Origin of the sequence: Citrobacter farmeri (genome assembly GCF_019048065.1) — a bacterium.
GTDB classification, from domain to species: Bacteria; Pseudomonadota; Gammaproteobacteria; order Enterobacterales; family Enterobacteriaceae; genus Citrobacter_A; species Citrobacter_A farmeri.
In genome coordinates, this window is record NZ_CP077291.1 from 2718228 (window position 1) to 2739678 (window position 21451).

Below are 21451 nucleotides of genomic sequence, written 5' to 3' on the forward strand. Positions count from 1 at the left end.
ACTCGCTTTAATTATTAATTACGAGCTTTAAAAAAACTCAACTACGAGGCTGACTGCAGACGGGAAGCGTTGATATGAAACAGGCGGGCAAAGTTATCGGTGGTTATCTGCGCCAGTTCTTCAACGGCTACACCTTTCAATACGGCCATGTATTCCGCCACGTCGCGGACCATCGCAGGCTGGTTCTCTTTCCCGCGATGCGGCACCGGAGCCAGATACGGAGAATCCGTCTCCACCAGCAGTCTGTCCAGCGGCACATACCGCGCGGCATCGCGTAACTGTTCAGCATTACGGAAGGTCACAATGCCGGAAAAAGAGATATAAAAACCCAGATCCAGTAGTTTACCCGCCGTTTCTCTGTCTTCTGTAAAACAGTGTAGTACGCCGCCACAATCCGTCACGTTTTCATGGCGAAGAATCGCCAGCGTATCGACGCGAGCATCGCGCGTGTGGACAATCACCGGCTTGTTCAGTTCACGCCCGATCTGGATATGATGAATAAATGACTCCTGCTGACGTACTTTCGTCTCAGGCGTGTAAAAATAGTCCAGCCCCGTCTCTCCCATCGCCACAACGCCTTCATCGGCCGCCAGATGACGCAGTTCCTCCACATCATACGGTTCGTCCTGATTTAGCGGATGCACGCCGCAGGAGAAAACGACGTTATCGCGCTGACCAACCAGCTCGCGCATGCCGCGGTATCCCGGCAGCGTCGTTGCTACCGCCAGACAGAATTTCACATCGCGCGCGGCCGCCTTCGCCAGCACGTCATCCACATCCTTATGCAGAGATTGATAATCCAGGCCATCAAGATGGCAGTGCGAGTCGACTAAAAACATAATGTCTCTCTTACAGGTGGGGAACAGGCAACACAGTGCCTGGTTGCAGATAATGCTCAATTTGCAGAAGAAGATCGGTTAACACCAGTTCACGGTTTATACCGGTCACATTAAGGAGTTGTTCGCGACAGTGGCAAATGGCGTTAAGGATTGCCTGAATACGCATCTGAGACAACTGGCCGGCAATCGTGGCGACAAGTTGCCCGGCATCCGCGTTGGTCATCGCGGTAGCTCCGTGCTGGCGTTTAAGCGCATCCATCATTAACGTCGCCAGCCAGTGCAATCTGGCAGGTGCCTGTTCATGATTCAGCACCGTCAATAATGAATACCAGTCACCCACAGGAATGCTATTTGCCAGCGCCTGACACAGCGCGTCGCGCTGGGACCAACTTTCTGAGCCCAGTAGTGCCAGCGCCGCGCCCGGAGAACCGGCACTCAGACGCAGCGCGGTCAACAATGTGTCTTGTGACGCTGTCACTTCTCGCGCAAGCCATGATACTGCGTACTGTTCAGCCGGTGGCGCGAGATGGTGTAAACGACAACGACTGCGCAGTGTCGCCAGTAACCGTGCGGGTTCACGACTGGCGAGAAAGAACCAGGTTTGCGCGGGCGGTTCTTCCAGCGTTTTGAGCAACGCATTGGCGGCGGCATCCGTCATCAGTGCCGCATCCGGGATCCAGACCACTTTGGCGCCCCCCAGCCGCGCACGCTCGTACAGCTTCTCACTCACTTCACGAACCGCATCAATACCCAGCGTGCTTTTCCCTTTTTCCGGAAACAGGGAATAGTAGTCCGGATGCGTTCCTGCCTGCATCAACTGACAGCCGCGGCAGTGGCCGCAGCTTTTATGTCCATCCGGCTGTTGGCAAAGCAGATAACGGCTTAGCGCATAGATCAATGCGTCGTCGCCCATCCCCGGCAAAGCCTGAATCAGTAGCGCATGGTGACCCCTTCCCGCCTGATAGCTCGCTACCAGTTTTTCGAAGTCAGGTCGTAACCATGGATACCATTTCATTCGCCCAGCCCCTTCGCCCACTCCGTGATAGTGGTACGGATATCGTTCATCACAATATCCAGCGGCTGCGTCGCATCAATCGTCCGGATGCTGGGATCCTGGGCCGCGAGCTCCAGATAGCGGGCACGGGTGCGATTGAAGAAATCAAACGATTCCTGTTCGATGCGGTCCAGTTCACCGCGGGCACGGGCGCGTTTCAGACCTACCTCTGGCGTGACGTCCAGGTAAAGCGTCAAATCCGGGCGGAAGTCCCCCAGCACGGCATCACGCAGCGTCGCCAGCATCTGCTGATCGACCCCGCGTCCCCCGCCCTGGTACGCCTGAGTGGACAGATCGTGACGGTCGCCAATCACCCATTTCCCCTCTTCGAGCGCAGGTTTGATCACCGTTTCAACCAGTTGTACGCGCGCAGCGTAGAACATCAACACTTCGGCTTTTACGGTAATGGTTTCGTCACCGACCGAACGGATATCCAGCACCAGGCTACGCAGTTTTTCTGCCAACTGTGTACCGCCCGGTTCGCGAGTAAAAACCATGTCGCGAATACCGAGTTGTTCAAGCGTCTCAACCACAACGTTTTTTGCGGTCGTTTTTCCGGCGCCTTCCAGCCCCTCGATGACGATATAATTACTGCGCATTTTTTTCCTTAAGCACTTTCAGGTAGTCCTGCACTGACCGGTTATGGCTGGCAAGATTCGTATTAAAAGTATGACCGCCTTTACCGTCGGCCACAAAATAGAGATACGGTGTTTTAGCCGGATGCGCCGCTGCTTTCAGCGAGGCTTCACCCGGCATCGCAATCGGTCCCGGCGGGAGTCCGGTAATTGTGTAGGTATTATAGGCCGTAGGCGTTTCCAGGTCCGCGCGCGAGATCTTGCCATTATAACGCGCCCCCATCCCGTAAATCACGGTTGGATCGGTTTGCAGGCGCATCCCGATGCGCAGGCGGTTAATAAAAACGGAGGCGACATGATCGCGCTCGCTGGCAACGGCCGTTTCTTTCTCAATGATCGAGGCCATCGTTACCAGTTGATTTTGATCTTTATACGGCAACCCTTCCGCGCGCCCTTCCCAGACGCGGTCAACCGCCTTCACCATCTTTTGATGCGCGCGCTTGAGCAAAGCAATGTCGGTGGTGTTGGCGGTATACATCCAGGTATCGGGCCAGAACCAGCCTTCCAGCCTCTCTGTATTCTCAAGGTCCAGCGCTTTTGCGACCGTTTCGTAACTGTCGTCGCTCAGGGTGTGCTTAATGTAAGGCGCGTCGCGTAGTTGTTTGAGGTAGTCGCTTAACCGCATGCCTTCCACCAGTCGCAGCGGGAACTGCGCCTCTTTACCGCTTTCCAGCAGTTGCAGCATCTCACGGACGCTCATGCCCGGCGTTAAACGATAGGTTCCCGCCTTAAAGTGGGAAAGATCCGGCTCAACCCGTAGTAACCATTGAAACACACGAGGGCGATTGATGACCCGATCCGCATACAGTTGCTCCCCCAGGGCCAGACGTCCGGTTCCCGGTTTGAGGGTAAAAATGGTCTCTTCTTTAATCAGGATTTTACTGTCCGCCAGATGGCGAACTTTCCACATTCCCGCACCTGCGGCAATACCCAGTACAACAACCAGTAAAAGGACAACACGAAACATTTTTTTCATGACTAATTCGGATGCTCACACAGTGGGGCCAGAAACTTAAATAATGCACGTGAAGACAAGGTGTTATCGCCATAAGCCCTGACGGGCACGATCGGCATCAGCGCATTACAGACCACCATTTCATCGGCATGTCGCAGCGCTTCTTCGCGGGCATTCGTTTCGACAACCTGAAAAGACGATTGTGCCAGTTTCCGGATACAGAATTGTCGCATAATACCGTTCACTCCCGCCTGATCGAGGCGCGGTGTGTAGACCACATTGTCTTTTCGCCAGAATAAATTAGCCGCACAGCATTCCGTAACCCAACCCTCGCTGTCAAGAACCAGCGCTTCATCGGCATCCGTCTGCTCAAGATGAGAGCGGATCAGCACCTGTTCCAGACGATTCAGGTGTTTGATACCGGCAAGCAGAGGGTTGCGCCCCAGGCGAACCGGGCTCAAGGCAAGCGTGATCCCCTGTTCGCGCCAGCTGTCATAATGTTGTGGATACGCAAAGACAGAGAGAATACGGCTGCTCTCATGACAGTGCCTGCCGCTGTATCCCCGTCCCCCACTGCCGCGGCTGATGATCACCTTCAGTACCGCGCGCGAATGGCCCGCAGCCAGCGTGGTCATTTCCCGCTCAAGCGCGCCCCAGTCATCAAAGGCGATCATCAATGTTGTGCAGGCCACCTGCAAACGCCGGAGATGCGCCGCCAGCAGCATAACCGTGCCATCGAGAATACGCGCAGTGGTAAAACATCCATCGCCAAACTGGATGGCGCGATCGCTTGCGGGAAGAGATTCCTGTTCACGGCCATTAATCAAGAACATGGTGGCTCCTTATGCGTGGCTCGTTAGTGTCGCAGGATGGATGGCGCAGGACAAGAATGAAGACGCAATAAAAAAGGCCCGACAAGCGGGCCTTTTAACCAGGAAGCAGAACGGCGGTCAGATCTTTTTAAAGATCAATGAACCGTTAGTTCCACCGAAACCGAAAGAGTTACACAGAGTGTACTCCATTCCACTGACCTGGCGCGCTTCGTGCGGAACGAAGTCCAGATCGCAACCTTCATCCGGGTTATCCAGGTTGATGGTCGGCGGAACAGCCTGATCGCGCAGCGCCAGGATAGAGTAGATCGACTCTACCGCGCCCGCGGCACCCAACAGGTGACCGGTCATGGACTTGGTAGAACTCACCATCACACGGTTTGCCGCCTCGCCAAAGACTGATTTAACAGCCTGTGCTTCAGCTTTATCACCTGCCGGCGTGGATGTCCCGTGGGCGTTGACGTAGCCAATCTGGCCAGGTTCAATCGCGGCATCACGCAGCGCGTTGACCATCGCCAGGGCAGCGCCTGCACCATTTTCCGGCGGCGACGTCATGTGGTAAGCGTCACTGCTCATCCCGAAGCCAACGACTTCGGCATAAATTTTTGCACCGCGCGCTTTTGCATGCTCGTACTCTTCCAGTACCACCATGCCCGCACCGTCACCGAGTACAAAGCCATCGCGCTCTTTGTCCCATGGGCGGCTGGCCGCTTGCGGGTTTTCATTACGGGTAGACAACGCACGTGCCGCGCCAAAGCCACCTACGCCCAGTGGCGTACTGGCTTTTTCAGCACCGCCCGCGACCATCGCGTCCGCATCGCCGTATGCAATAATACGTGCGGCATGACCGATGTTATGTACGCCTGAGGTGCAGGCGGTCGCGATGGAGATGCTTGGCCCACGCAGGCCATACATGATGGTCAGGTGACCTGCCACCATGTTAACAATCGTCGACGGAACGAAGAATGGGCTGATTTTACGCGGTCCACCGTTCACCAGAGAACTGTGGTTTTCTTCAATCAGTCCGAGACCGCCGATACCGGAACCGATAGCGGCGCCAATACGAGATGCGTTCTCTTCCGTTATTTCAAGGCCAGAATCCTGCATGGCCTGAACGCCAGCGACAATTCCATATTGAATGAAGGCATCCATCTTGCGCTGCTCTTTGCGCGAGATAATGTCATCACAGTTAAAATCCTTTACTAAGCCAGCAAATTTCGTTGCATAGGCGCTAGTATCGAAATGGTCGATCAGGCTGATGCCACTCTGACCGGCAAGGAGAGCTTTCCAGGTAGACTCTACGGTATTGCCGACAGGAGACAACATGCCCAGTCCGGTCACAACTACACGACGCTTAGACACGGTTGTCCTCCAGGGAGGGATAATTGATTCAAGTGGGACAAAAAGATAAAACTCAGGCGGTCGAATGACCGCCTGGAGATGTTCACTTACGCCTGGTGGCCGTTGATGTAATCAATGGCAGCCTGAACGGTGGTGATTTTCTCAGCTTCTTCGTCCGGAATCTCAGTATCAAACTCTTCTTCCAGAGCCATTACCAGCTCAACGGTGTCAAGAGAATCTGCGCCCAGGTCTTCAACGAAAGAAGCATTGTTGGTAACTTCTTCCTGCTTAACGCCCAGCTGTTCGCCGATAATTTTCTTAACGCGTTCTTCGATAGTGCTCATACTCTTAAATTTCCTATCAAAACTCGCTTTCGCGATGGTTTTCGTAGTGTATAAAATGTTGAAAAATTTGCAACTAAATCCCGGCAGGTCTTACCACGATTTTACGTTATTTTGAGGCCAAGACCTATAATAACGCAAATCTTTTTCATCGTGGTTAAACCATATACATCCCGCCGTTGACGTGCAAAGTCTCACCCGTGATGTAACCTGCTTCGTCAGAGGCTAAAAATGCAACCGCACTGGCGATCTCTTTCGGATCGCCAAGACGACCTGCAGGAACTGCCGCCAACGTACCCGCACGCTGCTCATCAGTCAGCGCACGCGTCATGTCCGTTTCAATAAAGCCCGGAGCAACAACGTTCACCGTAATACCGCGGGACGCAACTTCGCGCGCCAACGATTTACTGAAGCCGATCAGACCCGCTTTCGCCGCAGCGTAGTTAGTCTGACCCGCATTTCCCATGGTACCAACCACAGAACCGACAGTGATAATACGTCCATGACGCTTTTTCATCATAGCGCGCATTACCGCTTTTGACAGGCGGAAAACAGATGAAAGATTGGTTTCGAGAATATCGTTCCACTCATCATCTTTCATTCGCATCAGCAGGTTATCACGTGTAATACCGGCATTATTAACCAGGATATCCACTTCACCAAATTCTGCGCGAATTTTTTCCAGAACTGATTCGATAGATGCGGGATCAGTCACGTTCAACATCAGACCTTTACCCTTCGCACCTAAGTAATCGCTAATGGCCTGAGCGCCACTTTCGCTGGTCGCGGTACCGATAACGGTCGCACCACGGGCAACGAGCGTTTCTGCAATTGCGCGACCAATACCGCGACTTGCACCGGTAACCAGCGCGATTTTTCCTTCAAAACTCATGGTGTTCCTCTTTTATTGCGCAAGTGCCGCCGACATCGCCGCCGGTTCGTTCAGAGCCGAGGCTGTCAGGGTATCAACAATACGTTTCGTCAGGCCCGTGAGGACTTTACCCGGTCCCACTTCATACAGGTGTTCAACACCCTGCGACGCCATTAATTCGACGCTCTTCGTCCACTGCACCGGGCTATATAACTGGCGCACCAACGCATCGCGAATGGCGTTCGCGTCAGTTTCGCACTTCACATCTACGTTGTTGATAACCGGTACAGACGGCGCGTTAAACGGTATTTTCGCTAATTCCGCCGCCAGTTTTTCCGCCGCTGGCTTCATCAACGCACAATGAGACGGTACGCTCACCGGTAACGGCAGCGCACGTTTCGCACCGGCCGCTTTACAGGCTGCGCCAGCACGCTCAACGGCTTCTTTATGCCCGGCGATAACGACCTGACCCGGAGAGTTATAGTTCACCGGTGAGACAACCTGGCCTTCTGCCGCGTCTTCACAAGCTTTCGCAATGGAGGCATCATCGAGACCAATGATAGCAGACATGCCGCCAGTGCCTTCCGGAACCGCTTCCTGCATGAATTTACCACGCAGTTCAACCAGACGCACTGCATCAGCAAAATTAATGACACCGGCGCAAACCAGCGCAGAGTATTCACCCAGGCTATGACCCGCCATCAGCACGGGGGCTTTACCGCCCTGCTGTTGCCAGACGCGATACAGCGCAACGGACGCAGCCAATAGCGCAGGCTGCGTCTGCCAGGTCTTGTTCAGTTCTTCAGCCGGTCCCTGTTGAGTCAACGCCCACAGGTCATAACCTAGCACCGCAGAAGCTTCGGCAAAAGTCTCTTCGACGATGGGGTAGTTTGCCGCCATATCGGCTAACATCCCCACGGTCTGGGAACCCTGTCCAGGGAACACAAATGCGAATTGCGTCATGTTTAAATCCTTATACTAGAAACGAACCAGCGCGGAGCCCCAGGTGAATCCACCGCCAAAGGCTTCAAGCAACACAAGCTGACCTTCTTTGATACGTCCGTCACGCACGGCTTCATCCAGCGCGCAAGGGACAGAGGCCGCAGACGTATTGCCGTGTCTGTCCAGTGTTACCACCACGTTGTCCATCGACATGCCCAGTTTTTTGGCCGTCGCACTGATGATGCGCAGATTAGCCTGGTGCGGAACCAGCCAGTCGAGTTCTGAACGGTCAAGGTTATTGGCCTCCAGCGTCTCGTCGACGATATGCGCAAGCTCAGTAACCGCGACTTTGAATACTTCGTTGCCTGCCATTGTCAGATGAATCGAATTTTCCGGATTCACACGATCGGCATTCGGCAGCGTCAACAATTCGCCATACCGACCGTCAGCATGCAGGTGGGTAGAGATGATGCCCGGCTTGTCGGAAGTGCTCAGCACCACGGCCCCTGCACCATCGCCAAAAATAATGATGGTTCCACGATCGCCTGGATCGCAGGTGCGCGCCAGAACATCGGAACCGATCACCAGCGCGTGTTTGACCGCACCGGATTTAACGTACATATCGGCGACGCTCAACGCGTAAGTAAAGCCAGCACATGCTGCGGCGACGTCAAACGCCGGGCAGCCTTTGATGCCCAGCATGTTCTGAATCTGGCATGCTGCGCTGGGGAAGGCATGTGTCGCTGAGGTGGTCGCTACCACAATCAAGCCAATCTGTTCTTTATCAATGCCCGCCATTTCCAGCGCGCGTTGAGCCGCTTCAAAACCCATCGTTGAGACGGTTTCATTCGGCGCAGCAATATGGCGTTCACGGATACCTGTACGGGTGACAATCCACTCGTCAGACGTATCGACCATTTTTTCCAGATCGGCGTTAGTCCGCACCTGTTCAGGCAGATAGCTGCCAGTACCAATAATCTTTGTATACATGTACGCTCAGTCACTTTTTGGTTATATACCGCGCATTACAACGGCTAAGAGGCTGGGGCTCTCACGCCACACCGTGATCAGTGTGGCTGTGATGTGTCGCCATTGCCAGCGTCCAGCATTGTAAATCCAGCTGGGTATACAGATTCCAGGCGAGCGGCAATTCGCTGAGGAACTTGTCGCTGCACCGCCTGCACTGCCTGTTCAATCGCGACGGTAAAAGCTCGCTGATTGGCTGCACCATGACTTTTTATCACCGTGCCGCGCAATCCTAACAGACAGGCGCCATTATACTGGTCGGGGTTGAGGTGACTGAATCGCCTCGCCAGGCTTTTTTGTAACCAACGTTTTAATATCAGCAGCCACCACGACCGTTTTTTACCCTCACCCTGAGATTTCAGCAGTGAAAGGAACATTCTGACAACACCTTCCATCGTCTTTAATGTGACATTGCCTGTAAAACCGTCACATACCAGAACATCTGTTTTCCCCGTCAATAACTCATTGGCTTCAAGATAGCCGATGTAATTGATGGAAGGGATTGTTTTTAGCACCACTGAGGCATCCCGAATACTGTCGAGACCCTTGGTTTCTTCTTCGCCGATGTTGAGCAAGGCCACGCGAGGGTTATTGATACCGACCACTTCTTCCGCAAGCACCGAACCCATAATGGCAAATTGCACCAGCATGTTGCTGTCGCAATCGACATTTGCCCCCAAATCAAGGACCACCGTCTTTCCCTTCTGCTGGTGCGGTAAAACCGTCACCAACGCAGGACGCTCAATACCGTCCAGCGGTTTGAGCAATAATTTTGCGAGTCCCATGAGCGCACCGGTATTCCCGGCGCTGACACAGGCTTGCGCTCGCCCTTCTTTCACGAGTTCCAGCGCCACACGCATTGAACTACCGCGACTGGCGCGGATTGCCTGCGAAGGCCGGGCATCACTGGCGATAACTGACTGTGCAGGGATAATCTGCAGACGCGAACGTTGTTCAAAGTCAGCTTTAGCGAGTAATGGCGTGATTGTATCGGGATCCCCGACTAAAAGAAGTGTGAGTTGTGAATTAGAATTCAGTGCCTGCAATGCTGCAGGCACTGTCACGGAAGGGCCAAAATCTCCCCCCATGACATCTAACGCCAGGGTTAGACGTGTCAAAGTCGTTTCGCCGCCTGGTTTGGTATTTCCCCGTAGCAACGGGGAAGTTCCTCACTAAGCTTCATCACGCGGATGCGTGATTACTTAGCGATTACCTTGCGGCCACGGTAGTAACCGTCGGCAGTGATGTGGTGACGCAGGTGTTTTTCACCAGAAGTTTTGTCTACAGACAGGCTGGTGACTGCGGTCAGAGCGTCATGAGAACGACGCATGCCACGTTTGGAACGGGTTGGTTTATTCTGTTGTACGGCCATGGACCTTACTCCTCAATTACTTACGCTTTAAGCTGGCTAATACGGCAAATGGGTTTGGTTTTTGCGCTTCATCAGGCAGTTCACCAAAGACCATGTCCGCCTCGGACACTTCACAGTGTTCAGAATCATGCACCGGAACTACCGGCAAGGAGAGGATAATTTCATCTTCCACCATTGCAAGCAGATCGATTTCACCGAATTCGTTAACCTCAATCGGCTCATACGCTTCCGGGAGTGCTTCAGCCTGTTCGTCAGAACGAACCGGACTGAAACAATACGTTGTGTGAACATGATAAGGAAACGGCTTCCCGCAACGCTGACATTCGAGCGTTACCGACACCTTCGCATCGCCGGTAATGACGGCAAGACGCTGGTTATCGATAGCAAACGACATGGAGCATTCCACATCACTGTCCACACTGACTACAGAATCGGCGACGCGCTCTACCAGATCAGAAGTAAAGATACCTTCATAATCGAGGCGTTTTTGAGCCGTACGAACCGGATCAAGAGTCAGGGGTAATTTTACCTTTTGCATAGGGCGCGCATATTAACTTTGTAACGTCATATAGTCAAAGAAAAAGGCAGCCTGCGGTTGCCTTTTGCCAATAATTCGCACACATTGCGGTTTACAGACTTATTTTCGCTCAGGAGAGGCCAAAGTGGCACACCTGGAAGACGAAGAGCATAGTTTAAAATGGCTCTCATCAATACGCTATATCTGGTGGAAAAAATATGCCTAATCTCATTCTTGCCTCCACATCTCCCTGGCGCCGCGCCCTGCTGGAAAAACTGGCGATGCCCTTTGAATGCGCGGCCCCTGAGGTAGACGAAACGCCAATGCCCGCGGAGAGTCCTCGCCACTTAGTTACTCGCCTTGCGCAAGAGAAAGCGCAATCGCTGGCACACCGCTTTCCGGCGCATCTTATTATTGGTTCCGACCAGGTGTGTGTGCTGGACGGTGAAATCACCGGTAAGCCCTTAACGGAAGAGAAAGCCTGCCAGCAGCTAGCCAAAGCCAGCGGCAATATCATTACGTTCTATACCGGACTGGCGCTGTATAACTCCGCGACGGGACATTTGCAGACAGAGGTGGAGCCGTTTGATGTTCACTTCCGTCATCTCAGCGAAACGGAAATTGAAGACTATGTGCGCAAAGAGCGCCCGCTGCACTGCGCAGGGAGTTTTAAAAGCGAAGGACTGGGGATTGCGCTCTTTGAACGATTGGAAGGTCGCGACCCCAACACGCTGATTGGTTTGCCGCTGATCGCGCTGTGCCAAATGTTACGTCGGGAGGAGATGAACCCGCTCAAAGCATAACCGTGTCTTGCCTGATGGCGCTACGCTTATCAGGCCTACGCATGATTTGTAGGCCTGATAAGTTGCGTTCGCGGCAATCAGGCGGGTTTACGTAACGCCTGCAAACAGCGCTTCAACTGATCGTCCATCGGCGCTTCGATGCGCAATACCTCACCCGTGCCCGGATGGGTAAACTTCAACGCCGCCGCATGCAGGAACAGACGCGATAAGCCCGTTCCCGCCAGTTGTTTATCGAACTCACGGTCGCCGTAGCGGTCATCAAAGGCAATAGGATGTCCCGCATACTGCGTGTGGACACGAATTTGGTGCGTACGGCCTGTTACCGGGCTACAGCGAACCAGCGTGGCAAAGGCGTAGCGCTCTTCTACCTTAAAACGCGTTTCCGATGGTTTGCCTTCCTGATTCACCCGCACAATGCGTTCGCCGCTTTGCAGAATGTTCTTCAATAAAGGTGCCTGTACCGTTTTGACATGCGACTGCCACTGCCCACGGACCAGTGCGAGATAATCCTTCTGCATCCCCTTCTCACGCAGTTGCTCATGAAGAGAACGCAGCGCCGAGCGTTTTTTCGCCACTAACAGCACGCCCGACGTATCGCGGTCAAGTCGATGTACCAGCTCGAGAAAACGTGCTTCCGGTCGCAGTGCACGCAGTCCTTCAATCACGCCAAAGCTTAACCCGCTTCCCCCGTGCACCGCGGTTCCCGACGGCTTGTTTAGCACCAGAATATGGTCGTCTTCATAAAGGATGACGTCAGCCAGCGCCGCCACTTTTTGCAGATGCGGTGAAACGGCCTCTTCTTCACGCTCAGCCACGCGCACTGGCGGAATACGCACTTCATCGCCTGCTTCCAGTTTGTATTCGGGTTTGATGCGTTTTTTATTCACCCGCACTTCGCCTTTACGCAAAATGCGATAAATCATACTCTTCGGTACACCTTTAAGTTGTGTGCGCAAAAAGTTATCGATGCGTTGCCCCGCTTCGTCAGCAGTAATAGCAACAATTCTTACGGATGGAGTCTCTGTTTTCATGGGGGCCGATTCTAAATAGCCATAAGGATTAGCGCCACTCATTTTTCTATGCTTATATTTATCTTTATCCTTCCTCACTCACGCGCTTCATGACTGATTTGGTGGTTATTAAACCAATCACCGGGCAGAAGTGAAAAAACTGTGAGTAAGTGGGTGATAAATGGTAAAAGTCATCTTGCTATAACAAGGTTAGCAGTGGAATAATGTCACCGCTTCCGTGCTGAATCTTGTTAAAACAAGGAATTTTACGGAAAGACCCATTTTGTCCGAACGATCATCCACGCAGCAATGGCGTAAGACGTATTGATCTTTCAGACAGTTAGCGGGCTGCGGGTTGCAGTCCTTACCGGTAGATCGGATCTTCTCTGGAGAGTAATACCCAGGCGGTTCCCCTGATAATTGCGCTGTGTTTCCGTATGAAACACAGGCAACCGACACTCTGCGCCTCTTTGAGCTGACGATAACCGTGAGGTTGGCGACGCGAATAGACACGAGGCCATCGGTTCACACCCGGAAAGGCAATACTCTGCCCGCAGCTTAGTCGTCAATGTAAGAATAATGAGTAAGTTACGATGAAAAGAATGTTAATCAACGCAACTCAGCAGGAAGAGTTGCGTGTTGCCCTTGTAGATGGGCAGCGTCTGTACGACCTGGATATTGAAAGTCCTGGACATGAACAGAAAAAAGCGAACATCTATAAAGGCAAAATTACCCGTATTGAACCGAGTCTGGAAGCCGCTTTTGTTGATTACGGTGCTGAACGTCACGGTTTCCTCCCGTTAAAAGAAATTGCCCGCGAATATTTCCCCGCCAATTACAACGCTCATGGTCGTCCAAACATCAAAGATGTGCTGCGCGAAGGCCAGGAAGTCATTGTGCAAATTGATAAAGAAGAACGCGGCAATAAAGGCGCTGCGCTGACCACTTTTATCAGTCTGGCGGGTAGCTATCTGGTTCTGATGCCAAACAACCCGCGCGCGGGTGGCATCTCTCGTCGCATTGAAGGCGACGACCGTACAGAACTGAAAGAAGCGCTGGCAAGCCTTGAACTGCCTGACGGCATGGGGCTTATCGTGCGCACGGCGGGCGTAGGCAAATCAGCCGAAGCGCTGCAGTGGGACTTAAGCTTCCGTCTGAAACACTGGGAAGCCATCCAGAAAGCCGCTGAAAGCCGCCCTGCACCGTTCCTGATCCACCAGGAGAGCAACGTGATTGTTCGCGCCTTCCGCGACTATCTGCGTCAGGATATCGGTGAAATCCTCATCGATAACCCGAAAGTGCTCGAACTGGCGCGTCAGCATATTGCGGCGCTGGGTCGTCCGGATTTCAGCAGCAAAATCAAGCTCTACACCGGTGAAATCCCGCTGTTCAGCCACTACCAAATCGAGTCGCAGATTGAGTCCGCCTTCCAGCGTGAAGTGCGTCTGCCTTCCGGCGGCTCCATCGTTATCGACAGCACTGAAGCGTTAACCGCCATCGACATCAACTCCGCTCGCGCAACCCGCGGCGGCGATATCGAAGAAACGGCGTTTAACACCAACCTGGAAGCGGCCGATGAGATCGCTCGTCAGTTGCGCCTGCGCGACCTCGGCGGCCTGATCGTTATCGACTTCATCGACATGACCCCGGTACGCCATCAGCGTGCGGTTGAAAACCGTCTGCGTGAAGCGGTTCGTCAGGATCGTGCGCGCATCCAGATCAGCCATATTTCTCGCTTCGGCCTGCTGGAGATGTCCCGTCAGCGCCTGAGCCCATCGCTGGGCGAGTCCAGCCATCACGTCTGCCCGCGCTGTAGCGGTACCGGCACCGTGCGTGATAACGAGTCGCTGTCCCTGTCTATTCTGCGTCTGATCGAAGAAGAAGCGCTGAAGGAGAATACTCAGGAAGTTCACGCGATTGTGCCTGTGCCGATCGCCTCTTATCTGCTCAACGAAAAGCGTACGGCCGTTAATGCGATTGAAACCCGTCAGGATGGCGTGCGCTGTGTGATCGTGCCAAACGATCAGATGGAAACGCCGCACTACTCTGTGCTGCGCGTGCGTAAAGGTGAAGAGACGCCGACCCTGAGCTACATGCTGCCGAAGCTGCATGAAGAAGCGATGGCGTTACCGTCTGAAGAAGAGTTCGCCGAACGTAAACGTCCGGAACAACCTGCCCTTGCCACGTTTGCGATGCCGGAAGTTCCGCCTGCGCCAACACCTGCCGAACCGCCAGTGAAAGCCGCTGCGCCGAAGGCTGCCGTTGCGCCAGTTGCCCCTGCGGAGCCGGGTCTGTTGAGCCGTTTCATTGGCGCGCTGAAATCGCTGTTTAGCGGTAGCGAAGAAACGAAACCCGCCGAGCAACCAGCACCTGCAGTCGCTGAGAAGCCGGAACGTCAACAGGATCGCCGTAAGCGTCAAAACAACCGCCGCGACCGTAACGATCGCAGCGAACGCCGTGACAACCGCGACAATCGTGGTGACCGTTCAGAGAATGGTGAAAACCGCGACGAGAACCGCCGCAATCGCCGCAATGCGCAGCAAAATGCCGAGTCCCGCGATAACCGTCAGTCATCCACCGATGCAGCGGATAAAGCGAAGTCCGGTGACGAGCAGCAGCAACCGCGTCGCGAACGCAATCGCCGTCGTAACGAAGACAAACGTCAGGCTCAGCAGGAAGTGAAAGCACTGAACCTTGACGAGCAGCAGACCCCGGAAACGGAACAGGAAGAGCGCGTTCGCCAGGCTCAGCCGCGCCGAAAACAGCGTCAACTGAACCAGAAAGTCCGCTACAACAATGCGCCCGAAGCAGAAGCGGTAGAGACCACCACTGAAGAGAGCGTCATCACTCCGGTTGTAGAGCAGACCGCGCCGGCGCAACGTACTGAGCTGGTTAAAGTCCCGCTGCCTGTTGTAACAGAAGTTGCTTCTGAGCAGGATGACAACGGTGAAGCGCGTGATAATGCCGGTATGCCGCGTCGTTCACGCCGTTCCCCACGCCATCTGCGCGTGAGCGGTCAGCGTCGCCGTCGTTACCGTGATGAGCGCTACCCTCTGCAGTCGCCGATGCCGTTGACGGTTGCTTGCGCTTCTCCGGAAATGGCGTCTGGCAAAGTGTGGATCCGCTACCCGGTAGCGCGTCCTCAGGATGCGCAGCCAGAAGCACAGGAAATCGAACAAGTGCAGGCGCAACCGGTTGTGACCGAACCGCAAGCGGTAGTTGCTGCCGTTGAAACTGTTGCCGCAGTCGAACCGGCTGTTGAAACCGTAGTTGAAAAGGTAACTGATGCTCCGGTTCAGGCTGAAGCGGTCGTTGAAACCTCTCATCCGGAAGTGATTGCCGCACCGGTTGTTGAGCAACCGCAAATGATTACCGACGCCGATGTCCCGGTTGCTGAAGACGTTGCCGCTCAGGCAGAACCTGTTGCTGAAACGCAGGAAACGGCTTTGGTAGTTGAAGAGACGCCTGAAGTCGTCGCAGTAGAACCCGAAGCGGTGGCTGTAGCGACTGAAGTTGTTGCGCCAGAACCTGTAGCCGTTGAACCTGAAGGGGTTGCAGAGCCTGAAGTGGCTGCAGAACCGGTTGAAGCGCCGGTGGTCGTTGAAGCGCCAACAGTGCCTGCATCGGTCGTTGAGACCGCTGACGTTGAACCAGTTGCAGAAATCGCAGCGCCGGTAGCGGCAGAATCTGTTGCTGAGCACCGCCACGCAACCGCCCCGATGACCCGTGCGCCAGCGCCGGAATATGTGCCGGAAGCGTCGCGCCACAGTGACTGGCAGCGCCCAGCTTTTGTCTTTGATGGCAAAGGTGCCGCAGGCGGTCACAGCGCAACGCAACATGCGTCCGCTGGCCCGACCCGTCCTCAACCAGTCGAGTAATATCGATAGCATAAAAAGCCGACCTCAGGGTCGGCTTTTTTTATTCCACTTCTGGCCGCCGCATGCCCGCCAGTTCCGGCATTACCTTTTTCATTAATTCCAGAAACTTACGCAGGCGACCAGGATAATAACGCGCCCACGGGTAGACCAGATGCACCGGTAAAGGTGTAGCCTGCCAGTCAGGCACTAACTCGACGAGTCGCCCTTGCGCGATATCTTCGGTCACCGTCCAGCTTGACACTACCGCCACGCCTAACCCCGCCAGCGCGGCATTGCGCGCCACGTAGATACTGTCAGTACTCAGTCGCGGTGCAATCGGAAAGGTCACCGGTTCCCGGCGGTATTGATGGGTGAGCGAAACGTTATGCTGGTAGAACGTATTGATTGCAATCCAGGGCAGTGACGATAGCTGTTCTGGCACCGTGATGGCATCAAACTGTGCCAACAGCGCAGGTGTTGCAACCACGCTACGCGGAACTTCCGCTAACAGCACAGAAACCGTCGCCGGATCGACCTCCGCACCGACGCGGATCGCGCAGTCGATGTTGTCGCTGAGAAAATCGACGGTCTTATCATTGAGCATCCATTCAACCGACAGATTGGGATAGCGCGCTAAAAAACTCAGTAACGGCGTGAGGAGTTGTTGCTGACCAAAAGCATGCGGCGCCCGCACGCGCAGCATGCCGACAGGCTCATCCTCCGTCACATTGAGACCATCTTCCAGCGCCAGCCAGGCATCAATAATATGTTTGGCATGTTGATATCCACGCTCACCGTCGTCAGTCAGTTTCATGGCGTGGGTAGTACGCAATACCAGTTTCACCCCCAACATCGCCTCCAGCGACTGCAATCGTCGGCTGATCGTCGCCTGGGTGGTATTTAGCTGACGAGCAGCCGCTGACAGCGAACCAGCTTCCACGATGCGCACAAACGTCCGCATCAGTTCCACTCTGTCTATACGCTCATTCTTTTTCATTTCCAAAATGCTCATACACATTACGTATAACGGTTTTACCACTTCGCTGGCTACCAGACCACCGTCGTTCAGAGAAAAATAGCCTCACACCTGTAATTGAGGATTTTGAAATGAACACACCGTCTCGTTGGCTAATCTTTGTTCTGGCGCTGGGCGCGGGTTTTAGCGTTGCCGCCATCTACTATGCACAACCGTTACTACCGTTAATGGGGGCCGATTTAGCACTCAGCATCACCGGCATGGGTCTGGTTCCCACGTTAACGCAGGTTGGCTATGCGTTGGGGATCCTGTTTTTATTGCCGCTTGGTGACCGTTACGATCGGCGAACGCTTATTCTGGTAAAAAGCGCGGCGCTCGCCCTGCTGTTACTGGCCTGTAGCCTCTCCGGGCAATTGCATTCACTGCTGACGGTAAGTCTGTTGCTGGGGATGGCCGCCACGATGGCGCAGGATATCGTCCCGGCAGCGGCCATTCTGGCCCCCGAAGGTAAGCAGGGAAAAACAGTAGGAACGGTGATGACCGGCCTGCTGCTGGGCATTTTGCTGTCACGTACCGTAAGTGGTCTGGTCGGGGAAGCCTTTGGCTGGCGAGAAATGTATCAACTCGCGGCGCTCAGTATCGCGCTGGTCGGCGTACTGCTATGGAAAGTTCTGCCCCCGTTCGCCACCCATTCCACGTTGCGTTATCCCGCGCTGATGGTGAGTCTGGCGCAGCTATGGCGTCGCTATCCGGCACTGCGTCGTGCCGCACTGGCTCAGGGTTTTCTGTCCGTCGCGTTCAGCGCGTTCTGGTCAACGCTGGCCGTAATGCTCGCCGAACACTATCAGATGGGTAGCGCCGCCGCAGGCGCATTTGGTATCGCCGGTGCCGCCGGGGCGCTGGCAGCACCACTGGCAGGCCATCTGGCGGATAAAGTGGGGGCAGAAAAAGTGACACAGTTGGGAGCGTTGCTGGTCACCGTCTCTTTCGCGCTGATGTTCCTGCTACCCACCCTCCCCGTTTACGGTCAGTGGTTGCTCATTGCGCTCTCCGCCGTTGGGTTTGATCTGGGACTGCAATCCAGCCTGGTAGCGCACCAGAACCTGGTATATAGCCTGGAGCCACAGGCCCGGGGTCGCCTGAACGCGCTGCTGTTCAGCGTCGTTTTTATCGGTATGGCACTGGGTTCAGTGCTCGGCAGTCAACTCTACGAACTGGCGAACTGGCAAGGCGTCGTCACGCTGTCCACCCTCAGTGGCGCCATTGCGTTGGTCATCAGAGTCGCGGGAAAGCGTTCATCTGCCCATCGGCGCGTTAGCGTATAACCGGAAAAAAAATGCCCGCTCCGGGGTGAGAAGGAGCGGGCAGACAAAACATACCCAGTTTCATGATATGTTTCAAATCGGTATTAGCGGTTGAGCTGGAACAGCGACATCCCCTGCATATCGGTAAAGGCTTTATAGGATGCCTGGAGCGCCGCCTGCTGCATAACATAAGACGAAATCGCCGCATTCCAGTCCACATCCACCAGATTACTCATCTGCTGCGTTTGCCCTAATGCGCGATCGGTACCCAGCGAGTCCAGAGAACTTAGCTCACTCAGTTGAGTACCCAGTTCCGCACGTACGCTCAGTACGTTGTTGAGCGAGTTCTTCAGGCCACGGTTTGTTTTATCAATCACCGCCTTCGACTGTTCTTTCAGCGTGGCATCATCACCCACAGGGGAATTTAATGAGGCAATCGCTGAATCCAGCATTCTGAACAGGTTGGTTTCGGACGTGCCGTTGTTGGGTTCTGGCACCGCATTACTGGTGATCTTGTTGAAGATTTTGTCGCCTGTGTGGCCGATGACCATCGAGCGGGAAGTATCCACCTGCTGAGTGATATTCTCCGAACCGCCGTTGTAGGTACCGTCAGCCTGCGCAAACGGGGCCGTTTCCGTTTTAAAACCGGCAAAAATATAGCGACCGTTACCATCGGTACTGTTTGCCAGGTTCATCAACTGATCGCGGATCCCCTGTAAGTCAGTTGCCAGCGAGGCGCGGTCATCGTCGCTTAACGTCCCGTTACCGGCGCTGACGATTTTTTCCTGCGCGCTCTGTATCGCCGTCGTCACCTGGTTTAACACGTTCTCTTCCAGCGAAACCTTCTGCGTGGCAAAGGTCCGCGCCAGGGCGAACTGGCTGTTCTCCGCCTGCGCCTGTGACAACACGACGGCCTGCGACGCGGCGATGGGATCGTCAGACGGATTGATCACCCGCTTCCCCGTCGACATCTGCTCACCGTATTTCATCCATTCCGCCTGGGAATTGGTAATACCGCGCATGTTCTGCTGGTACATCATTTGGGTACTGATACGCATCGTTTCCTGCTCCCTTAGCGAATACTCAGCAGTGCATCAAACAGAGAGTTGGCGGTTTGCAACACCTGGGCGTTAGCAAGGTAATACTGCTGGAAACGTTGCAGGTTGCCGTACTCTTCGTCAAGGTTGACGCCGGAAATAGACTGTTGCTGATTACTCAACTGCGTCACCACGTTGCCCTGAGTGGTGCTGCTGGTTTTCAGCGTCGCGGTTTTGCTACCCACATCACTAACGAGCGTAGCATAGGCATCGTTAAACGATTTTGAGCCGCCCACCGTGGTGTCTTTTTTTTGCAGATCCAGCAGCGCCTGACCATTGCGGTTGTCGCTCTCACCTGCCGTTGCGCTCTCTGCCATCGCAATTTGCGATTCGTTGGTGACCTTCACGCCCATGTTAATGATGGCGTCGCTGACCGGTTTTAAGGTGAAGCTATCATTTTTAGCTGCTCCCGCCCCTATGGTCACTTCCAGTCCATCGAAGGTCAGTTTCCCGCCCACTTCTGTCGCTTCGAAGCTGGTATTATCAGCCAAACGCGTGACCTGCCATTTCGCGCCGTCGTACACCATTTTATAGTCGGTCGCCTGGACCGAAGAGGCAACCTTCACCTCCGCGCTGACAGCCGCCGTGCCGGTATTTTTGCCATTTTTAAGCACTGCCGGACTACCGATGCTAAAGAAATCGACATCGGTATTGCCATTCGCATCGTAACCTTCCCTGTGCTGCTGATTAAATGCGTCAGCAAACGCCAGTGCCAGTTGCCCCAGCGTATTGCGCGTCTGATCCAGATCCTGAGAACGGAAGGTCAGCAATCCGCCGAGTGAACCGGTCGTAATCAATTTTTCCGGAATTTCGATATTGCCCGCGATGGAATCTACATAGGCAACGGTGGTACGCGAAGGATCGGCTTGCGATGGTACGGCCGCTAACTGACGTGCATTGCTGCCCTGTACCAGCGAATAGCCGTTCGCCATGGTGATGTTATAAGTACCACCGTCCTGAATGCTGACTTCCACGCCGACAATTTTATTCAGCTCGCTGACCAACTGGTCGCGCTGATCAAGCAGGTCATTCGGCGATGCCCCGGCCCCCACGCCGGTCAGACGCGAGATCTGGTCGTTCAGACTGGCAATCTGCTTACTGTAGTTGTTGATCTGAGCCACGCTGGAGCCGATCGCGATATTGACCTGTTTATCCTGGTCGCGCAGATACTGGTCGGTCGTTTTAAACTGGTTAACCAGCCCGTTGGCCTTGCCAATCAGCGTCTGACGCGCCGCCGGGTCTTCGGCGTTACTCACCAGCGTTTGCAGGCTGGTGAAAAAGTCCTGCATTGAAGCGGAAACAGAGCTGGTTTTGCTGGCCAGCAGGTTGTCAATTTTGGACATCTGCTCATAACGGGTCGTCAGGCCGCTGCTCTGATTCTGCGCTGCACGCAGCTGATTAGTAATGAACGAATCATATTCGCGCTGTACACCCGAAACATAGACACCATTGCCCACCCAACCACCGGCACCCAGCGTGCTATTGGCTTGCGCCATAATGGTCGTCTGCCGGGTATAGCCCGCAACGTTATAGCTGGAAATGTTGTTACTGGCAGTATTCAGCGCCGCCTGAGCCGCGCTCAGCCCGCTCATGGCGTTATTAATCAAGCTGGACATGGAAGTTCCTTTTAATCCTTCAGTTACAGATCATTATCGGCAGCAGGTCACGGGACTTGAGCCAT

20 protein-coding genes are annotated in these 21451 nt (G+C 54.3%); 3 read left to right on the forward strand and 17 right to left on the reverse strand.

The window, feature by feature from the left end:
• Window positions 1-41: 41 nt before the first annotated feature.
• From I6L53_RS12830 to yceD, 13 genes are all read right to left on the reverse strand, one after another.
• The gene (locus tag I6L53_RS12830) at window positions 42-839 is read right to left on the reverse strand and encodes a metal-dependent hydrolase (protein WP_042319613.1); all 798 of its coding nucleotides are present in this window, start codon (window positions 837-839) and stop codon (window positions 42-44) included.
• 10 nt (window positions 840-849) lie between these two features.
• Window positions 850-1854 carry a DNA polymerase III subunit delta' gene (holB, locus tag I6L53_RS12835; RefSeq protein ID WP_042319614.1) on the reverse strand — a complete coding sequence of 335 codons (1005 nt, stop codon included), beginning with the start codon at window positions 1852-1854 and terminating at the stop codon, window positions 850-852.
• A complete protein-coding gene (gene tmk / locus I6L53_RS12840; RefSeq protein ID WP_042319616.1) occupies window positions 1851-2492 on the reverse strand; it encodes a dTMP kinase in 642 nt (213 codons plus the stop codon). Before tmk ends, holB begins: the two co-directional genes overlap by 4 nt.
• Window positions 2482-3504, reverse strand: a complete 1023-nt coding sequence (gene yceG, locus I6L53_RS12845) for a cell division protein YceG (protein ID WP_042319617.1) — start codon at window positions 3502-3504, stop codon at window positions 2482-2484. Before yceG ends, tmk begins: the two co-directional genes overlap by 11 nt.
• Window positions 3505-3506: 2 nt before the next feature.
• Window positions 3507-4316 (reverse strand): aminodeoxychorismate lyase, encoded by an 810-nt coding sequence (pabC, locus tag I6L53_RS12850; protein ID WP_042319618.1) that lies wholly within the window; start codon window positions 4314-4316, stop codon window positions 3507-3509.
• Window positions 4317-4433: 117 nt separating this feature from the next.
• Window positions 4434-5675: a beta-ketoacyl-ACP synthase II gene (gene fabF, locus I6L53_RS12855; protein WP_042319619.1), complete on the reverse strand. Its 1242-nt coding sequence runs from the start codon at window positions 5673-5675 to the stop codon at window positions 4434-4436.
• An 86-nt stretch (window positions 5676-5761) separates the two neighbouring features.
• Complete coding sequence (gene acpP / locus I6L53_RS12860) at window positions 5762-5998, reverse strand: acyl carrier protein (RefSeq protein ID WP_000103754.1); 237 nt, start codon at window positions 5996-5998, stop codon at window positions 5762-5764.
• 154 nt (window positions 5999-6152) lie between these two features.
• On the reverse strand, window positions 6153-6887 hold the full coding sequence (gene fabG / locus I6L53_RS12865) for a 3-oxoacyl-ACP reductase FabG (RefSeq protein ID WP_042319622.1): 735 nt from the start codon (window positions 6885-6887) through the stop codon (window positions 6153-6155).
• A 12-nt stretch (window positions 6888-6899) separates the two neighbouring features.
• Complete coding sequence (gene fabD, locus I6L53_RS12870; RefSeq protein ID WP_042319624.1) at window positions 6900-7829, reverse strand: ACP S-malonyltransferase; 930 nt, start codon at window positions 7827-7829, stop codon at window positions 6900-6902.
• A gap of 15 nt (window positions 7830-7844) precedes the next feature.
• Window positions 7845-8798 carry a beta-ketoacyl-ACP synthase III gene (gene fabH, locus I6L53_RS12875; RefSeq protein WP_042319627.1) on the reverse strand — a complete coding sequence of 318 codons (954 nt, stop codon included), beginning with the start codon at window positions 8796-8798 and terminating at the stop codon, window positions 7845-7847.
• Between the two features lie 77 nt (window positions 8799-8875).
• Window positions 8876-9952 carry a phosphate acyltransferase PlsX gene (plsX, locus tag I6L53_RS12880; RefSeq protein WP_072015706.1) on the reverse strand — a complete coding sequence of 359 codons (1077 nt, stop codon included), beginning with the start codon at window positions 9950-9952 and terminating at the stop codon, window positions 8876-8878.
• An 80-nt stretch (window positions 9953-10032) separates the two neighbouring features.
• The gene (gene rpmF / locus I6L53_RS12885; RefSeq protein ID WP_000290727.1) at window positions 10033-10206 is read right to left on the reverse strand and encodes a 50S ribosomal protein L32; all 174 of its coding nucleotides are present in this window, start codon (window positions 10204-10206) and stop codon (window positions 10033-10035) included.
• Between the two features lie 16 nt (window positions 10207-10222).
• Entirely contained in the window at window positions 10223-10744 is a 522-nt protein-coding gene (yceD, locus tag I6L53_RS12890; RefSeq protein WP_042319630.1) for a 23S rRNA accumulation protein YceD, read from the reverse strand.
• Between the two features lie 197 nt (window positions 10745-10941).
• Here yceD and I6L53_RS12895 point away from each other — a divergent pair, with 197 nt between their 5' ends.
• Window positions 10942-11526: a Maf family protein gene (locus I6L53_RS12895; RefSeq protein WP_042319634.1), complete on the forward strand. Its 585-nt coding sequence runs from the start codon at window positions 10942-10944 to the stop codon at window positions 11524-11526.
• 77 nt (window positions 11527-11603) lie between these two features.
• Here I6L53_RS12895 and rluC read toward each other — a convergent pair whose 3' ends face one another.
• Window positions 11604-12557 carry a 23S rRNA pseudouridine(955/2504/2580) synthase RluC gene (gene rluC, locus I6L53_RS12900; protein WP_042320088.1) on the reverse strand — a complete coding sequence of 318 codons (954 nt, stop codon included), beginning with the start codon at window positions 12555-12557 and terminating at the stop codon, window positions 11604-11606.
• A gap of 572 nt (window positions 12558-13129) precedes the next feature.
• Here rluC and rne point away from each other — a divergent pair.
• The gene (gene rne / locus I6L53_RS12905) at window positions 13130-16414 is read left to right on the forward strand and encodes a ribonuclease E (RefSeq protein ID WP_042319639.1); all 3285 of its coding nucleotides are present in this window, start codon (window positions 13130-13132) and stop codon (window positions 16412-16414) included.
• A 40-nt stretch (window positions 16415-16454) separates the two neighbouring features.
• On the opposite strand, the gene I6L53_RS12910 is transcribed toward rne, so the two are convergent.
• Window positions 16455-17390, reverse strand: a complete 936-nt coding sequence (locus tag I6L53_RS12910; protein WP_042320090.1) for a LysR family transcriptional regulator — start codon at window positions 17388-17390, stop codon at window positions 16455-16457.
• 110 nt (window positions 17391-17500) lie between these two features.
• On the opposite strand from I6L53_RS12910, the gene I6L53_RS12915 reads away from it, so the two are divergent.
• Window positions 17501-18694, forward strand: a complete 1194-nt coding sequence (locus I6L53_RS12915; protein ID WP_042319641.1) for an MFS transporter — start codon at window positions 17501-17503, stop codon at window positions 18692-18694.
• An 83-nt stretch (window positions 18695-18777) separates the two neighbouring features.
• On the opposite strand, the gene flgL is transcribed toward I6L53_RS12915, so the two are convergent.
• Both flgL and flgK read right to left on the reverse strand, forming a co-directional pair.
• Entirely contained in the window at window positions 18778-19731 is a 954-nt protein-coding gene (flgL, locus tag I6L53_RS12920; RefSeq protein WP_042319643.1) for a flagellar hook-associated protein FlgL, read from the reverse strand.
• A 14-nt stretch (window positions 19732-19745) separates the two neighbouring features.
• Window positions 19746-21386, reverse strand: coding sequence for a flagellar hook-associated protein FlgK (flgK, locus tag I6L53_RS12925; RefSeq protein ID WP_042319645.1), 1641 nt, complete (start codon window positions 21384-21386; stop codon window positions 19746-19748).
• Window positions 21387-21451 lie beyond the last annotated feature (65 nt).

Bases quoted from the DNA above. Each gene is read 5' to 3' on its own strand.
- yceD (WP_042319630.1), bottom strand. From the start codon at position 10,744: ATGCAAAAGGTAAAATTACCCCTGACTCTTGATCCGGTTCGTACGGCT.
- pabC (WP_042319618.1), bottom strand. From the start codon at position 4,316: ATGTTCTTGATTAATGGCCGTGAACAGGAATCTCTTCCCGCAAGCGAT.
- I6L53_RS12915 (WP_042319641.1), top strand. From the start codon at position 17,501: ATGAACACACCGTCTCGTTGGCTAATCTTTGTTCTGGCGCTGGGCGCG.
- I6L53_RS12910 (WP_042320090.1), bottom strand. From the start codon at position 17,390: ATGAAAAAGAATGAGCGTATAGACAGAGTGGAACTGATGCGGACGTTT.
- tmk (WP_042319616.1), bottom strand. From the start codon at position 2,492: ATGCGCAGTAATTATATCGTCATCGAGGGGCTGGAAGGCGCCGGAAAA.
- yceG (WP_042319617.1), bottom strand. From the start codon at position 3,504: ATGAAAAAAATGTTTCGTGTTGTCCTTTTACTGGTTGTTGTACTGGGT.
- holB (WP_042319614.1), bottom strand. From the start codon at position 1,854: ATGAAATGGTATCCATGGTTACGACCTGACTTCGAAAAACTGGTAGCG.
- fabG (WP_042319622.1), bottom strand. From the start codon at position 6,887: ATGAGTTTTGAAGGAAAAATCGCGCTGGTTACCGGTGCAAGTCGCGGT.
- rne (WP_042319639.1), top strand. From the start codon at position 13,130: ATGAAAAGAATGTTAATCAACGCAACTCAGCAGGAAGAGTTGCGTGTT.
- flgL (WP_042319643.1), bottom strand. From the start codon at position 19,731: ATGCGTATCAGTACCCAAATGATGTACCAGCAGAACATGCGCGGTATT.
- I6L53_RS12830 (WP_042319613.1), bottom strand. From the start codon at position 839: ATGTTTTTAGTCGACTCGCACTGCCATCTTGATGGCCTGGATTATCAA.
- rpmF (WP_000290727.1), bottom strand. From the start codon at position 10,206: ATGGCCGTACAACAGAATAAACCAACCCGTTCCAAACGTGGCATGCGT.
- rluC (WP_042320088.1), bottom strand. From the start codon at position 12,557: ATGAAAACAGAGACTCCATCCGTAAGAATTGTTGCTATTACTGCTGAC.
- flgK (WP_042319645.1), bottom strand. From the start codon at position 21,386: ATGTCCAGCTTGATTAATAACGCCATGAGCGGGCTGAGCGCGGCTCAG.
- acpP (WP_000103754.1), bottom strand. From the start codon at position 5,998: ATGAGCACTATCGAAGAACGCGTTAAGAAAATTATCGGCGAACAGCTG.
- fabH (WP_042319627.1), bottom strand. From the start codon at position 8,798: ATGTATACAAAGATTATTGGTACTGGCAGCTATCTGCCTGAACAGGTG.
- I6L53_RS12895 (WP_042319634.1), top strand. From the start codon at position 10,942: ATGCCTAATCTCATTCTTGCCTCCACATCTCCCTGGCGCCGCGCCCTG.
- fabD (WP_042319624.1), bottom strand. From the start codon at position 7,829: ATGACGCAATTCGCATTTGTGTTCCCTGGACAGGGTTCCCAGACCGTG.